Source organism: Prauserella oleivorans (assembly GCF_042685745.1).
In the GTDB taxonomy this organism is placed as follows: Bacteria; Actinomycetota; Actinomycetes; order Mycobacteriales; family Pseudonocardiaceae; genus Prauserella_A; species Prauserella_A oleivorans.
Window position 1 is genome coordinate 2,812,389 of record NZ_JBHUNT010000001.1, and the last position, 14,216, is coordinate 2,826,604.

The following is a 14,216-nucleotide window of genomic DNA, read 5'->3' on the forward strand; positions in this document are numbered from 1 at the left end:
GGGCACGCTCGCCGTTTCCGGCCCGGCAGTGCCGCCCGGCCGGGTCCCGGCGCGGCCACGGACCCGCGCGCGAAGGGGCCCGCACGACACAGGAGGTGGCATGACCACACTCGCGATGCACGCCGCCGACGGTCTGCTCGACGCGCCCACGTCCGTGCTGTTCGGCGTCGTGGCGGTGGCGGGGCTGGCCGTGGCGGTGGCGCGGGCACGGCGAGACCTCGACGACCGCACCGCTCCACTCGCGGGACTCGTCGCGGCGTTCGTCTTCGCCGTGCAGATGCTGAACTTCCCGGTGCTGCCGGGCGTGAGCGGCCACCTGCTGGGCGGGGCGCTCGCGGCGATCCTCGTCGGACCATGGGCGGGCGCGCTGTGCGTCGGCGTGGTGCTCGTGCTCCAGGCGTTGCTGTTCGCCGACGGCGGGCTCACCGCCCTCGGCGCCAACATCACCAACATGGCGCTGCTGGGGACCGCGGCCGGGTTCGCCGTCGCCGTGGCGCTGCGGCGGTTCGCGACCCGCTCGCCCGCCGGCCTGGCGGCCGTGGCGTTCACGGCCGCGCTCGTCAACACGGTCGTCGCGGCCGCGGGTTTCGTGGTCGAGTACGCCATCGGCGGCCAGGGCGCGGTGTCGCTCGGCGGCTTCGCGGCCGCGTTGCTCGGGGTGCACGTGCTGATCGGCATCGGGGAGGGAATCATCACCGCGCTCACGGTCGGGGCCGTCGCGTCGGCGCGGCCCGATCTGGTGTACCTGCTGCGCGGCCGGCAGTCCAGCGAGGTGACGGCATGAGCGCGACGTCGTCGCGGCGGACCCGGTGGTTCTTCGCCGGGTTCGCGCTCGTCAGTCTCGTGCTGGCGGGCGTGGTGTCCTACGCCGCCGACAGCGACCCGGACGGGCTCGACACGGTGACCAGGCAGGGCTGCACGGAGGCTGGTGAGGAGCTGTCGGGCTCCTGCCCCGCCCAGCACGCCGAGGATCACGCGCTCGCCGGCACACCACTGGCCGACTACACCGTCGGCGGCGACGACGCGTTCACCGGCGTCGCCGGAGTGCTGGGGGTGCTGGCGACGCTGGTCGTGGCCGGAGCCTTGTTCTGGCTGCTGCGCGGGCGGTCGCGGGACCGGCAGTGAGCGCGGCGGTCCTGCACCGGCCCGGGGACTCACCCGTCCACCGGCTGCCCGCGCAGGTGAAGCTGGTCGGCGCGTTCGTGGCGGTACTGGGGGTCGTCGCGACGCCGCGGGAGGCCTTCTGGGCCTTCGGTGTGGACCTGCTGGTGCTGCTGGGCGTGTGGGCGGTCGCGGGAGTGCCGGTGGGGTGGTTCGCGCGGCGGGCGCTCATCGAGGTGCCGTTCGTGGTGCTGGCGCTCGTGCTGCCGTTCACCGGCGGCGCCCCGCACACCGACGTGGCCGGGGTGTCCGTGTCCGTCGACGGCACGCTGGCGGGGTGGAACATCCTCGCCAAGGGCACCCTCGGCGTGCTCGTCTCGCTGACCCTTGCGGCGACGACCCACCCACACGACCTCGTGACCGGGCTGCGGCGTCTGCGTGTGCCGGGGATCCTCACCACGATCGCAAGCCTCATGCTCCGGTACGTCGAGGTGATCGTCGCCGAGGCGAAGCGCATGCGCACGGCGCGGGTGTGCCGCGGGCACGACCCGCGGTTCCTGTGGCAGGCGGGTGCGACCGCCCGCGGCATCGGGATGCTGTTCCTGCGCAGTTACGAGCGTGGCGAGCGCGTGCACCTGGCGATGCTCTCGCGCGGGTGGTCCGGTTCGCTGCCCGCGCCGCCCGCGCCGCCGGTCTCCGCCGGGCACTGGTGCGCCGGGATCGCTCCGGCGCTCGTCGTCGCGGTCTGCTGTGGAGTGTCGTTGTGGACGGTGTAACGCCGGCCTTGCTGGTCAAGGATCTCGAGTACTCCTATCCGGACGGTCACCGCGCGCTGGCCGGGGTGAACCTGCGGGTCGAGCCCGGCGAGCGGGTGGCGGTGCTGGGACCGAACGGCGCGGGCAAGACGACGCTGATGTTGCACCTCAACGGTGTGCTGACCGGCTCCCGCGGCGAGGTGGAGGTCGGTGGGGTGCCGGTGCGCAAGCCGAATCTGGCCGGCATCCGCCGGCGTGTGGGCGTGGTGTTCCAGGACCCCGACGACCAGTTGTTCATGCCGACGGTCGCGGAGGACGTCGCCTTCGGGCCGCGCAACTTCGGCCTGCCCGAGGACCAGGTGAGCAGGCGGGTGCGCGAGGCGCTCGAGACCGTCGGCATGGCGGGGCATGCCGATCGCTCCCCGATGCACCTGTCGATGGGACAGCGGCGCCGGGTGGCGCTCGCCACGGTGCTGGCGTGCGACCCGGAGATCCTCGTGCTCGACGAACCGTCGTCCAACCTGGAGCCGGTGGCCCGCCGCGAGCTGGCGGAGGTGCTGCTGTCGCTGGACCGGACCATGCTCATGGTCAGCCACGACCTGCCCTACGCGCTGCAGCTGTGCCCGCGCAGCGTGCTCGTCGACGACGGTGTCGTCGTCGCGGACGGACCGACCCGGGACCTGCTCGCCGACGTGGAGCTACTCGCCGCCCATCGCCTCGAGCTGCCGTGGGGCTTCCGCCTCGATTGAGCGCACCGGCAGGCTCGGATCCGTGCCCCACACGAGGTCGGTGACGATGCGCACCGCCCTGGGCACCGCCGCGCGCACGGGGGCGCTCAGCCCGATGCCGTCCGTCTTCAGGGGCTCGCACCCGACCACGAGCACCCGGCCCGCGTCGCCGCCGAGCACCTGGAGCAGGCGCAAGGCGCCCTCCGGCCGGATACCGTGCGGGTCGAGCAGCGTGGGGATGCGCGAGGGATGGTCGTCGAGCTCGGCCTCGATCACGCACACCTCGCCGGGACGGCCCCCGCGAGGCGTGCCGTCGATCAGGATGGTGGTGTCGTAGCCGCCGCACAGATCGGCCTCGACCCGGCCGCAGCCGATGCCGTAGTCCGCGATCTGCACCCAACTGGGCAACACGGCTTCCTCGAGCCGCTGGACGACCTCGACGCCGAAGCCGTCGTCACCGAGCGCGACGTTGCCCACTCCGGCGAGAAGCACGCGTGGCCGCATGTCTCAACGGTAGAACCGCAGGCAGCACGGCACAACGCGAGCCACTCACTCGGCCGCACTGTGCGGGCGCACGTGGTGGATCAGCTCGTGCATCGTCTCGTCGGCGAGCTTGTAGTACACCACCCGGCCGCGGCGTTCGGAGGTGACCAGCCCGTGCGCGCGGAGCAAGCGCAACGCCTGCGACACGGCCGTGTCGCTCATCCCGGCGGCCACGGCCAGGTCGGACACGCAGATCTCCCGCGCGTAGTGGATGCACACCAGCAGCGTGAGCCGCGACGGGTCCGCGATGACGGAGAAGCGGTCCGCCCACTGCTGGACCGTCTCCCGCTCACCCAGCCCCGCCAGCGCGGCGGTGACACGCTCGGGGTCGATCAGACGGCGTTGCGGCTCGGTCGGCACGTTCCCATGATCCCACCTCCGGGCGCCACCGCGTCGCCCCTGGCCTCACGACCGCGGCAAGCCGGCCACCAGGTCCGTCTCGGTGATACCCGGTCCCTGGCCGGCGCGGATGAACCACTCGGTGCCGAAGGCGTAGGCGAACGCGTCGTCGGGGAGGGCGAGGAAGAACGACTGCTCGGAGATCTGGCTCGCGTGCGCCCGCATGGCGCGGCGTTTGTACTCGAGGTAGGGGGTGACGTCGACGGCGACCGTGATGGCCGACTCCGGCTTGCCGAAATCCGGCTGGGTCGCCGGGTCGGGCAGCTCCAGCTCGGCGAGCCCGGGCACCTCGGCGAGCGCCTGCCTGCCGCGGGCCAGGTGGTCGCGGTTGATGGTGTTCTGGTAGACACGCGGCGTGCCGGCGAGCTCGGCGGCACGCAGGCCGACGCGGTGCACCTGGATGTGATCGGGGTGGCCGTAGCCGCCGATGTCGTCGTAGCAGGTGAGCACGTCCGCCGACTCCTCGCGCAGGATGGCGGCGAGCCGCTCGGCGGCCTGTTCGACCGGAGCCGTCCAGAACGTGCCCGGGAGGTCGTTGGCCGGTTCGCCCATCATCCCGGAGTCGGTGTAGCCGAGGAACTCCACGCGGGCGACGCCGAGGATCTCGGCGGCCGCGTGCGTCTCGGCGACCCGCCGTTGCCACAGCGGCTCGCCGGGGCGGAGCAGCCCTGACGGGATCTCGCCGCGCTCACCACGCGTGGCGACGACGAGGACCACCCGGTGGCCCTCCTCGGCGGCCTTGCGCATCACGCCACCGCAGCCGATGCACTCGTCGTCCGGGTGCGCGTGGAAGGTCACCAGGGTCGCCATGGCGCGAGCCTAACTGGAAGGGTGGCCGGCGTGTCTGCCGTTCGGGTTGCCGTGTCTGCCGTCTGGGGCGGCGTGTCTGCCGTTCCCGCGGCGCCTTCGCCGTCCGAGCAGCGGTGCCGGCGGTCAACTGCGACGGCACCGACCACCGCAGCGGCGCAACGCGCCAGTCACCGCAGTGGTGCCGGCCGGCCCCACCTGCCTGGCCGCGGTGGTTGCTCCGTCCTGGACGGACCACCCGCGCCGGCTCAGGACACCGGCTTGAGCGGGTCGTGACCGATGGACATCAGCCTGTGCCGCCAGTGCGCCTGGCCCGCCGTCGGTTCGAGGTCCTCCCGCCGCTGTGCCCGCACCCGGTCGACGACCTTGCGCATCACCCGCAGGTCGTCGGTGTCCAGGTCGGTCTTGCGCTTGCCGAGGATCTCCAGCACCCGCTGGCCGAGCCGGGGACCCGACTGGTCGGGCAGTTCCTCGTCGTCCGGCGCGGCCGCGTCCGTGCGCAGCCACTCGCTCAGTTCGCGCGAGGTCATGTTGACCACCTGGTGGAACTCGTCCCACAGTTCGTCGGTTTCCTGGTCCGCCACGGTGTTCACCTCCTCAGCCACCGGGCGTGGTCTCGCCGCCGAGCGCGGCGAGCACCTCGCCGGTGTAGTACGACGACATCACTTCCGAGGCGAGGAAGACATACGACGGTGCCAGCTCGTCGGGCTGTGCCGCCCGGCCGTACGGCGCCTGTCCGCCGAAGCCCTCGACGTGCTCCTCGGACATAGTCGCCGGGATCAACGGCGTCCACACTGGACCCGGCGCGACACAGTTCACGCGGATCTTGCGCGGGATGAGCGACTGGGCCATCGCATACGTCCACGCGTGCACGGCGCCCTTGGTGGCCGAGTAGTCGATGAGCTTCTTGTTGCCGCGCAAGCCGTTGACCGATCCGGTGTTGATGATCGAGCTGCCCTCGCCCATGTGCTTCAGCGCGGCCGCGGTGACCCGGAAGTAGCTGTGGATGTTGACGTCGAAGGTGCGCATCCACTGCTCCTCGGTGAGCTCGTCGAACGAGTCGAGCTGGAGCTGGGTGGCGATGTTGTTCACCAGCAGGTCCAGTCCGCCGAGCTCGCGCACGGTCTCCTCCACGATGTGCACGCACTGCGCCCGGTCGGCCAGATCGCCCGGCAGGAGCACACAGCGACGGCCCTGGTCGCGGACCAGCTTCGCCGTGTGCTCGGCGTCGGCGTGCTCGTCGAGGTAGGCGACGGCGACATCGGCGCCCTCCTTGGCGAAGGCCACCGCCACGGCCCGGCCGATCCCCGAGTCGCCACCGGTGACGAGCGCGCGCCGGTCTCGCAGCAGATCGCGGCCGACGTAGCCGGACATCTCGTCCCGCGGCTCGGGCGTCATGCGCCCGGTTTCGCCGGGCGGTTGCTGGCTCTGTCGTGGTTGGTTCACAGGGACCTCTCCTCAGACCAGGAACTTGTCGGCGGTCACGGGCAGCTCGCGTACGCGGACCCCGGTCGCGTGCCACGCGGCGTTGGCGATCGCGGCGGCCGTGCCGACGATGCCGATCTCTCCGATTCCCTTGGTGCCCATGGGATTGACGTACGGATCGTGCTCGTCGAGCCAGTGCGCCTCGATCGACTTGACGTCGGCGCACGAGGCGATGTGGTACTCGGCGAGGTCGTGGTTCACCACGAACCCGAACCGGTGGTCGGTGACGCTCTCCTCGTGCAGCGCCATCGACAGGCCCATGGTCATGCCACCGATGAACTGCGACCGCGCCAGCCGGGGGTTGGCGATCCGGCCGGTGGCGAAAACTCCGAGCAGCCGCGGCACCCTGACCTCGCCGGTGGCGGCGTTGACGTGCACCTCGGCGAACTGCGCGCCGAAGCCGTGCATCGCGAACCGCTTGGCGGCCGGGTTGTCGCCCGCCGACTCGGTGAGCTCGTCGCCCGTGCCCGGGTCGGTGCCGAACTTGTCGCGGAACGCGCGCGCGGCGGCCACGATCGCGGCTCCCCAGTTGGCCGTGCCCGACGAGCCGCCCGCCACCGATGCCGTCGGCAGCCGCGAGTCGCCGATCTGCAACTCGACCTCATCCATGTCGACGCCGAGGGCGTCCGCCGCGATCTGGGTGAGCACGGTCCAGGCGCCGGTACCGATGTCGGCGGCGCCGATGCCGACCTCGTAGTGACCGGACCGGGTCCGCCGCACCCTCGCCGCCGACCCCGCGGAGTAGCGAGCGGGGTAGATGGAGCTGGCCACGCCGGTGCCGATCCACCAGCCGTTCCGCAGGGTCGCCCGGGGCTGCGCGGGCCGCCGGTCCCAGTCGAACCGGCGGGCACCCTCGCGCAGGCAGTCGACGAGGTGCCGGCTGGAGAAGGGCAACCCGGACTCGGGGTCGGTGCCCGGCTCGTTGCGGACGCGCAGCTCCACCGGATCGATCCCGGCCTGGTGGGCCAGCTCGTCGAGGGCCACCTCGGGGGCGAACATGCCGGGGCATTCGCCGGGCGCCCGCATCCACGACGGCACGGACACGTCGAGGGCGGCGAGCCGGTGGGTCGTGGACCGGTTCGGCGCCGCGTACATGTGCCGCGTCGGCTCGCCGGTCTGCTCGGCGAACTCCTTGATCCGGGATGTCTGCTCGACGACGTCGTTGCCGATGGCGGTGAGCCTGCCGGCCGAGTCGGCCGCGAGCCGGATGCGCTGGATGGTCGGTGTGCGGTAGCCGACGAAGGCGAACATCTGCTGTCTGGTCAGCGCGTACTTCACGGGCCTGCCCGCGGTGCGCTTGGCGGCCAGCGCGGCCAGCACCGTGTTGGCGTGTGGAGTCCCCTTCGAGCCGAAACCGCCGCCGACGTAGGGCGAGATCACCCGGACGCGCTCGGGGTCGAGCCCGAACAACGCCGCGACGGACTTGCGCAGCGAGTGCACGCCCTGGGTGGAGTCGTAGAGAGTGAGCCCGTCGGCGTCCCACACGGCGATCGTGGTGTGGGGCTCCATCGGGTTGTTGTGGTACATCGCCGTCGTGTACGTCTGGTCCACGCGGTGCGCGGCCTCGGCAAATGCGCCCTCGAGGTCGCCCTGGGCGGTGTCGGTGGGGTAGTTCGGGTTGACGACATCGGGTGCGTAGAGGTCGTCGCGGTCGGCGCGCAGTTCCGTGTCGTGGGGCTGCCGGTCGTACTCGACCTCCACCAGTCCGGCGGCGTGCCGGGCCACCTCGGGTGTCTCGGCGATCACGGCGCCGATGAGCTGCCCGCGAAACGCCACGTCGGTGGATTGCAGCACCTCGAGTTCGGGATTCTGGCCGGTCTCCAACCTCGGCGCGGTGAAGGGGGTCAGCACGGCGATCACGCCGTCGGTCGCCTCGGCGCGCTCGGTGCGCATGGCGACGACCCGGCCGCGGGCGATCGTGGTCTGGATCGGGTGCAGGTACGCCGGCCGGTCGACGCGGTGCTCGTAGGTGTAGGGCGCGCGACCGGTCACCTTGGCGACACCGTCGACCCGTTGCCGGTCGGTGCCGACCACCCTCGGTTGCAGGAGGTCCGTCACGCCGCCTCCTCCGATCCCGTCAGCTCGCCGAGCACGGCGGCGAGCATGTTGCGTGCCATGGGGATCTTGAAACCGTTGCCCGGCAACGGGCTCGCGTCGGCCAGCTCGGCGTCCGCGGCGGCCCGGAACGCTTCGTCGGTCGCCGGGCGGCCGCGCAGCGCCGCCTCGGCCCTCCGTGCCCGCCACGGTGCGTGGGCCAGTCCGCCGAAGGCGAGCCGGACGTCGCGCACGACGACACCGTCGAGGTCGACGGCCGCGGCGAGCGACACGAGCGCGAACGCGTACGACGCCCGGTCCCGCGCCTTGCGGTAGCGGGACCGCGCGGCGAACGGCAGCGGGGGCAGCTCGACCGCCGTGACGAGGTCGCCGTGCTCGAGCACGGTGTCCAGGTCGGGCCGGTCGCCCGGTAGCCGGTGGAACTCGGTGGCGGGGATCGTGCGTGGCCCGGCAGGCCCCTGGACGTGCACCACCGCGTCGAGGGCCGCGAGCGCCACGGCCAGGTCCGACGGGTGCACGGCGACGCAGTGCGGGGATGCGCCCAGTACGGCGTGGTAGCGCGTGTAGCCCTCGAGCGCCGAGCAGCCCTGACCGGGCTCGCGCTTGTTGCACGGTGTCGTGACGTCCTGGAAGTACACACAGCGCGTGCGCTGCAGGAGGTTTCCGCCCGTCGTGGCGAGGTTGCGCAGCTGGCCGGACGCACCGGCGAGCAGGGCCTGTGCCAGCACGGGGTAGCGCGAACGGACCAGTGGGTGCGCGGCGAAGTCGGCGTTGCGGACATTCGCCCCCACGCGCAGCCCGCCGTCGTCGAGCTCCTCGATCCGGTCGAGCGGCAGGCGCGTGATGTCGACGAGCAGGTCGGGCTCGGCCACGCCGAGCTTCATGTGGTCGACGAGGTTCGTGCCGCCGCCGAGGAACGCCGCACGCGGGTTGCCTGCCACGGTGGCCACGGCCTCGGCCGGGTCGTCGGCGCGCCGGTAGTCGAACGGGATCATGCCGATCCCTCCTCGGCCACCTCGGCGATCGCGGCGACGATGTTCGAGTAGGCGCCGCAGCGGCACAGGTTGCCGCTCATCCGTTCCCGGATCTCCTCGGCGGTCAGGGTGGGCGTCGCGGACACGTCGGCGGTCACCGCGCTCGGCCATCCCTGCTCGGCCTCGGCGAGCACGCCCGCGGCCGAGCAGATCTGGCCCGGGGTGCAGTAGCCACACTGGAAGCCGTCGTGGTCGAGGAACGCCTGATGCAGCCGGTGTGGCCGGCCGTCGGAGGCGAGACCGGCACTCGTGGTGATCTCCGCGCCGTCGTGCGCCACGGCGAAGGCCAGGCACGTCGTGGCGCGCCTGCCGTCGAGCAGCACCGTGCACGCGCCGCACTGGCCGTGGTCGCAGCCCTTCTTCGGCGAGGTCACGTCGATCCGGTCGCGGAGTGCGTCGAGCAGCGTGACCCGGGTGTCCACGGTGAGGTCGTGGCGGACGCCGTCCACGGTCAGCGTGATGTCCGATTCCATAGTCCCCTCGCGACGGGCCGGTGGTTGGGACCGTCGCGTACCCCCGGTGCCCTGAGGCCAAACGGCTACTCGGTCAGGCGGGAACGCAGATACGCCAGGGTGCGCGCGAGAAGCCGCGAGACGTGCATCTGGGAGACACCCACGCGTTCGGCGATCTGGGTCTGCGTCATGTTGCCGTAGAACCGCAGGATGAGTACGCGCCGTTCCCGTTCGGGGAGTTCGGCGAGCAAGGGCTGCAGCGATTCGTGGTACTCGACGTGCTCGAGGTCGGCGTCGTCCTCGCCGACCGTCTCCGCGAGCGGAAGGGTGCCGTCGTCGCTGTGCGCGGCGTCCATCGACACCGACTGGTACGCGTTGCCCGCGACGAGACCCTCCTGCACCTGCTCGAGGCCGAGCCCCAGCTCGGCCGCGAGCTCCGAGGGCGTCGGAGCCCGGCCGAGCCGCTGGGCGAGCCTGCCGCTGGTCTGGCTGAGTGCCAGGTGCAGTTCCTTGAGCCTGCGCGGGACGCGCACGGCCCAGCTCGCGTCGCGGAAGTGCCTGCGGACCTCGCCCATGATCGTTGGCACGGCGAAGGCGACGAACTCGGTGCCGCGGGCGGGATCGAACCGGTCGATCGCGTTGAGCAGACCGAGCCGGGCGACCTGGAGCAGGTCGTCACGGGTCTCCCCGCGCCCGGAGAACCGGCGGGCGATGTGCTCGGCCAGCGGCAGGCAGCGCGTGATGATCTCTTCCCGCAGGCCCGCGTAGCGGGGGTCGTCGCGGTCGAGCGTGGCGAGCTCCTCGAACAGGGGCGCGACGTCCTCGTAGCCGCGCCCCTCTTCCTGGGAGTCCGGCTGGAGTCGCTCGTCGGGAGTCACGGCCCCGGCTACCCCGGGCCGCGACCGGTCACACCCCGGTCGAGGTCGGCCACCGCGCCGGCGACGGCGGCGGTGACGTCGGGGTGGCCCAGCGGCAAGGGAGGCGGGATGCGGTCGCGTTCGCTCGCGGCCCTGCGCGCGACGACCGTCGCGGTGACCCCGGCCTCGGCGAGGTCCCGCAGCCGCCGGTCGACGTGCTCACCGGGCTCGGGGTCCACCACGAGCACCGACCGCACCACGTCCGGGTGCCGCGTGGCCATGTCGAGGCCTTCGAAGGCCAGCGGACCGCTCACGACGATGTCCAGTGGAGTACCGAGCCCCGAGGGGTCGGAGAGAAGCTCTTCCGCCTCGGTCAGCGCGCCCTCCACCGGCAGCCGGACCCAGCAGACTCGCCTGCGGGCCACGAGGTCGGCCCAGGTAGGCGGAAGCTCGCCGTGTTTCGCCTCGCCCGCGGGATCCAGCACCACCACCGTGGGCCCGTCGGCGGGTCCCGCCCACACGAGCGACGGTCCTTCGCGACGCGGTTCGGCGGCGTCGGGCGATTCCGGAACGCGTGCTGTTCCGGGCATGGCGTTCTCCTTTCGATTAATCGCGACGTGACGCGTAATCGTGAAACGGAACCCGGATACCCGTTGGCCAACTCGGCGAACCCGGTCCACAGTGGACTGAAGGGGGGTTGGGGTATTGCAGTTCGTTATCTGCGAGCGTACCGTTTTCCGTGACAGCACCCGCGGTTGCTGTGGTGGTAGCTGTTGTCTGTTTCGGCCAGCCAGTCGGGGGACCCGTAGACGAGCGGGGGGAGGCGGCATCGATATGGAGACCCTCAACCATGCGGGAATGGAAGTCAGGGTCGATCGGCATCCGGCGGGTCTCGTGGTGACGCAGGTGCTGGGCGAGGTCGATCTCGCGGCGGTGTCGGCGTTGCGCGTGTGTTTCGGCGAGCAGCTGCGCACGGCGCGCTCACTCGTCCTCGACTTCACCGAAGCGAGCTATATCAGTGCCGCGGGCCTGTCGCTGCTGCTGCAGACCTCCGCGGAAGCCCACCTCAGAAACGTTCCCTGGGCGCTCGCGGCGGCGCGGTCCGTGCTCCGGCCGATCGAGGTGACGGGCTTGGACGGCTGCCTTCCCGTCTACGAGGATGTCCCACACGCCATCGACGCGGTGCTGGGGCAGTGCACGGAGCGCTCATCTTTTGTCCACATCGGACAAGCAGGCTAGCGCGCCCGCCGGGATCGGTAGGCACGCATCTTGTGTCTGGCTCCGCAGATGTCCATGCTGCACCATGTGCTGTTACGCGCGGGTGAACGGTCGTAGAACACGAAACGGCATTGGGAACTGCGGCAGACTTTGACCCGTTCGGGTTCACCCTTGATTTCCGCGAAAAACAAGATCTGCAGTACCGAGATCACGAAGCCGTCGGCCGTGGTGTGATCTTTTTCCGCGAACTCCGGGCTTCCCGTTTCCGACCAGCGGATGCCGGCCCCCGTTCGCGCTGCGACGGCTGTCAGCTCGGCGGAGGTCGCGGCGAGGTCCGCCCGGGCGAGGTGGTCGCGCACCAGTTCCCGGAAGCCCCGCAGGTGGCCGTGTAGTTCGGGGGGGTGTCCCTATGTGGTTGTCAAGCCGCAGCGGGTGTGGTCTTGGGTTGCGGGGTTCGGTAGTGGGTGCGGTTGCGGAGCATGGCGAAGAGCACGTCGCAGCGGCGGCGGGCCAGGCAGATGAGGGCGGCGTTGTGTTTCTTGCCCTCGGCTCTCTTGCGGTCGTAGTAGGCCCTGCTGGTGGGGTCGTGCAGGGCGGCGAAGGCGGCCAGGAAGAACGCCCGTTTGAGCTTGCGGTTGCCGGTGCGGGCGGGGTGTTCGCCCTTGATCGAGCTGCCGGAGGTGCGGGTGACGGGGGCGATCCCGGCGTAGGCGGCGAGGTGGCCGGAGCTCTTGAAGGCGGAGGCGTCGCCGATCTCGAGCAGGATGCGGGCGGCGGTCCTGACCCCGATGCCGGGCATGGAGGTCAGGACCCCGGCAAGAGGGTGCGCATCGAGGATCTCCTCCACCTCGTTGGCGACTGTTTTGCGTTGGTGCAGCACGGTTTTCAGGCTGTCGGCGAGCCGTGGGAGCACGGTGTCGGCGGCCGCCGTGCCGGGGACGGTCACGGTCTGCTCGTCCAGCGCGGCGAGGATGCTCTCGACCAGCTTGGCGCCCATGCGGGGCGCGTGCGCCGTGGCGATGGCGCTCAGTTTGCGGCGTCCGGCTGTACGGATCCCGGCGGGGCCGCCGCAGCGGGAGAGGATCTCCAGCACGGCCGCGTGTGTGATGCGGGGTCCCAGGACGCGTTCCAGGGCGGGGTGGATGCCGGTGAGCAAGCCGCGGATGCGGTTGCCGAGGCGGGTGCCCTCACCGGCCAGGTCATCGTCGAACCCGACCAGCACCCCCAGCTCGGCAAGGGCGTCGTCACCGACATCGACCTGGCGCAGCGTGTGCGGCAGGCTGCGGGCGGCATCGGCGATGATGAACGCGTCCCGGGCGTCGGTCTTGGCGGTGCCGGGGTACAGGTCGGCGATGCGGCGCATTGCCAGGCCGGGCAGGTAGGCCACCTGGTGCCCGCAGGCGCGGGCAACCGCGACCGGCAGCGCGCCGATCGTGGCCGGTTGATCGACCACGACCAGCAGCGGCCCGTGGGCGGCGAGCGTGTCGAACAACGTTCGCAGCTTGGGTTCGCTGTTGGGCAGTGGCCCGTCATGCAGCCGCTTCCCTGCCGGGTCCAGGCCGACGGCGTGGTGGTTGCCTTTGCCGACGTCCAACCCCAGGAACACGCCATAACCGCTGGTCATCCACCACGTCCTTCGTCCGTCGCGGGTGGTCGCCGGTCGAGCATCGATGGCCGGCACCCACGTTACGACGAGACCTACCCGAAGGCGGCCGTGTCCCTATTCAGCGGTCCCTCGATGCCCCCAGGCCCGGCGACACCACCCCCCGGATCATGGACTCGACTGGGGGCATCAGTCATACCGAACCTGGCGACCACAGCTCCTTGATCAGGAACCACGAAAAAGGTAACGGGGGGCTGTGGCCTCGACGCCCTGCTCGCGCAGCCACTGCGCCGTCCCCTCGGGATCGGCGAAGCGATCAGCCGGTAACGGATCGGAGGGTGGATGGACACCTGGCAGCTGCGGGAGCGGTTCGAGACGCCCGGTGGCGCCGTCTGCTGGGACCGGTTCGGGCAGGGGCCTCCGGTGGTGTTGCTGCACGGGACGCCGTTCTCGTCGTTGGTGTGGCGTGAGGTCGCCGGCGCGCTGGCCGACCGCCACGAGGTGTTCGTGTGGGACCTGCTGGGCTACGGCGGCTCGGCCAAGCACGACGGCCAGGACGTCTCACTGGGCGCGCAGGCGGAGATCTTCGCCGCGCTCCTGCGGTTCTGGGAGCTCGACGCGCCCGCGGTCGTCGCCCACGACTTCGGTGGCGCCGTCTCGTTGCGCGCACACCTGCTGCACGGCGCGTGCTACGGCAGGCTCGCGCTGGCCGACGCGGTCGCACTGGCGCCGTGGGGGTCGCCGTTCTTCCGGCTGGTCCGCGAGCACACCGGCGTGTTCGGCGAGCTACCGCCGCGGCTGCACGCGGCGCTGGTGCGCGAGTACATCGGTACCGCGAGTGTGCGGGGCCTGCGCCCCGGCGTGCTGGATGCGCTCGTGCGGCCGTGGCTGGGAGAGGCGGGGCAATGCGCGTTCTACCGGCAGATCGCGCAGGCCGACCAGCGATACACCGACGAGATCGAGCTCCGCTACGGCGAGCTGGACCTGCCGGTCCGGGTGCACTGGGGAGCCGCCGACACCTGGCTGCCGATCGACCGTGGTCGCGAGCTGGCCGCTCGCATCCCGGGCGCGACCCTGCGCGTCATCCCGGATGCCGGACACCCGGTGCAGGAGGACGCGCCCGCCACACTCACCGCGAGCCTGCTGGAGTTCCTGTCAACGTGACGGCGGCGCCCGGGC

At 71.6% G+C, this 14,216-nt stretch carries 18 protein-coding genes; 6 read left to right on the top strand and 12 right to left on the bottom strand.

Annotated elements, in window-relative coordinates; genetic code table 11:
* Positions 1-100: 100 nt before the first annotated feature.
* The 4 genes from ACFSZT_RS13825 to ACFSZT_RS13840 are packed head-to-tail and all read left to right on the top strand — an operon-like array spanning position 101 to position 2,605.
* Positions 101-784, top strand: coding sequence for an energy-coupling factor ABC transporter permease (locus ACFSZT_RS13825; RefSeq protein WP_377388235.1), 684 nt, complete (start codon positions 101-103; stop codon positions 782-784).
* Entirely contained in the window at positions 781-1,125 is a 345-nt protein-coding gene (locus ACFSZT_RS13830; RefSeq protein ID WP_377388237.1) for a PDGLE domain-containing protein, read from the top strand. The genes ACFSZT_RS13825 and ACFSZT_RS13830 overlap by 4 nt, the downstream gene beginning before the upstream one ends.
* Entirely contained in the window at positions 1,122-1,877 is a 756-nt protein-coding gene (gene cbiQ, locus ACFSZT_RS13835) for a cobalt ECF transporter T component CbiQ (RefSeq protein ID WP_377388239.1), read from the top strand. The genes ACFSZT_RS13830 and cbiQ overlap by 4 nt, the downstream gene beginning before the upstream one ends.
* On the top strand, positions 1,865-2,605 hold the full coding sequence (locus ACFSZT_RS13840; protein ID WP_377388241.1) for an energy-coupling factor ABC transporter ATP-binding protein: 741 nt from the start codon (positions 1,865-1,867) through the stop codon (positions 2,603-2,605). Before cbiQ ends, ACFSZT_RS13840 begins: the two co-directional genes overlap by 13 nt.
* Here the strand turns inward: ACFSZT_RS13840 and ACFSZT_RS13845 are convergent.
* The 10 genes from ACFSZT_RS13845 to ACFSZT_RS13890 form a co-directional block, all read right to left on the bottom strand.
* On the bottom strand, positions 2,555-3,088 hold the full coding sequence (locus ACFSZT_RS13845; RefSeq protein ID WP_377388243.1) for a hydrogenase maturation protease: 534 nt from the start codon (positions 3,086-3,088) through the stop codon (positions 2,555-2,557). The two genes, ACFSZT_RS13840 and ACFSZT_RS13845, sit on opposite strands and share 51 nt — an antisense overlap.
* Before the next feature lie 45 nt (positions 3,089-3,133).
* Positions 3,134-3,487 (bottom strand): ArsR/SmtB family transcription factor, encoded by a 354-nt coding sequence (locus ACFSZT_RS13850; protein WP_377388245.1) that lies wholly within the window; start codon positions 3,485-3,487, stop codon positions 3,134-3,136.
* A 45-nt stretch (positions 3,488-3,532) separates the two neighbouring features.
* Positions 3,533-4,336 carry a PIG-L family deacetylase gene (locus ACFSZT_RS13855; protein ID WP_377388247.1) on the bottom strand — a complete coding sequence of 268 codons (804 nt, stop codon included), beginning with the start codon at positions 4,334-4,336 and terminating at the stop codon, positions 3,533-3,535.
* A 245-nt stretch (positions 4,337-4,581) separates the two neighbouring features.
* Positions 4,582-4,917 carry a DUF3140 domain-containing protein gene (locus ACFSZT_RS13860; RefSeq protein ID WP_377388249.1) on the bottom strand — a complete coding sequence of 112 codons (336 nt, stop codon included), beginning with the start codon at positions 4,915-4,917 and terminating at the stop codon, positions 4,582-4,584.
* Between the two features lie 13 nt (positions 4,918-4,930).
* Positions 4,931-5,779: an SDR family oxidoreductase gene (locus ACFSZT_RS13865; RefSeq protein WP_377388251.1), complete on the bottom strand. Its 849-nt coding sequence runs from the start codon at positions 5,777-5,779 to the stop codon at positions 4,931-4,933.
* Positions 5,780-5,791: 12 nt separating this feature from the next.
* Complete coding sequence (locus ACFSZT_RS13870; RefSeq protein ID WP_377388253.1) at positions 5,792-7,876, bottom strand: xanthine dehydrogenase family protein molybdopterin-binding subunit; 2,085 nt, start codon at positions 7,874-7,876, stop codon at positions 5,792-5,794.
* Positions 7,873-8,868 carry an FAD binding domain-containing protein gene (locus ACFSZT_RS13875; RefSeq protein ID WP_377388255.1) on the bottom strand — a complete coding sequence of 332 codons (996 nt, stop codon included), beginning with the start codon at positions 8,866-8,868 and terminating at the stop codon, positions 7,873-7,875. Before ACFSZT_RS13875 ends, ACFSZT_RS13870 begins: the two co-directional genes overlap by 4 nt.
* Positions 8,865-9,380, bottom strand: a complete 516-nt coding sequence (locus ACFSZT_RS13880) for a 2Fe-2S iron-sulfur cluster-binding protein (RefSeq protein ID WP_377388257.1) — start codon at positions 9,378-9,380, stop codon at positions 8,865-8,867. Before ACFSZT_RS13880 ends, ACFSZT_RS13875 begins: the two co-directional genes overlap by 4 nt.
* A 65-nt stretch (positions 9,381-9,445) precedes the next feature.
* A complete protein-coding gene (locus ACFSZT_RS13885) occupies positions 9,446-10,237 on the bottom strand; it encodes a SigB/SigF/SigG family RNA polymerase sigma factor (RefSeq protein ID WP_377388259.1) in 792 nt (263 codons plus the stop codon).
* Between the two features lie 8 nt (positions 10,238-10,245).
* Entirely contained in the window at positions 10,246-10,806 is a 561-nt protein-coding gene (locus tag ACFSZT_RS13890; RefSeq protein ID WP_377388261.1) for a hypothetical protein, read from the bottom strand.
* A gap of 268 nt (positions 10,807-11,074) precedes the next feature.
* On the opposite strand from ACFSZT_RS13890, the gene ACFSZT_RS13895 reads away from it, so the two are divergent.
* Positions 11,075-11,455, top strand: coding sequence for an STAS domain-containing protein (locus ACFSZT_RS13895; RefSeq protein WP_377388263.1), 381 nt, complete (start codon positions 11,075-11,077; stop codon positions 11,453-11,455).
* On the opposite strand, the gene ACFSZT_RS13900 is transcribed toward ACFSZT_RS13895, so the two are convergent.
* Both ACFSZT_RS13900 and ACFSZT_RS13905 read right to left on the bottom strand, forming a co-directional pair.
* Positions 11,452-11,793: a CGNR zinc finger domain-containing protein gene (locus ACFSZT_RS13900; RefSeq protein WP_377388265.1), complete on the bottom strand. Its 342-nt coding sequence runs from the start codon at positions 11,791-11,793 to the stop codon at positions 11,452-11,454. The genes ACFSZT_RS13895 and ACFSZT_RS13900 overlap by 4 nt on opposite strands.
* A gap of 59 nt (positions 11,794-11,852) precedes the next feature.
* Positions 11,853-13,058 carry an IS110 family transposase gene (locus ACFSZT_RS13905; RefSeq protein ID WP_377478238.1) on the bottom strand — a complete coding sequence of 402 codons (1,206 nt, stop codon included), beginning with the start codon at positions 13,056-13,058 and terminating at the stop codon, positions 11,853-11,855.
* 321 nt (positions 13,059-13,379) lie between these two features.
* Here ACFSZT_RS13905 and ACFSZT_RS13910 point away from each other — a divergent pair, with 321 nt between their 5' ends.
* Positions 13,380-14,201 (top strand): alpha/beta fold hydrolase, encoded by an 822-nt coding sequence (locus ACFSZT_RS13910; RefSeq protein ID WP_377392326.1) that lies wholly within the window; start codon positions 13,380-13,382, stop codon positions 14,199-14,201.
* Positions 14,202-14,216 lie beyond the last annotated feature (15 nt).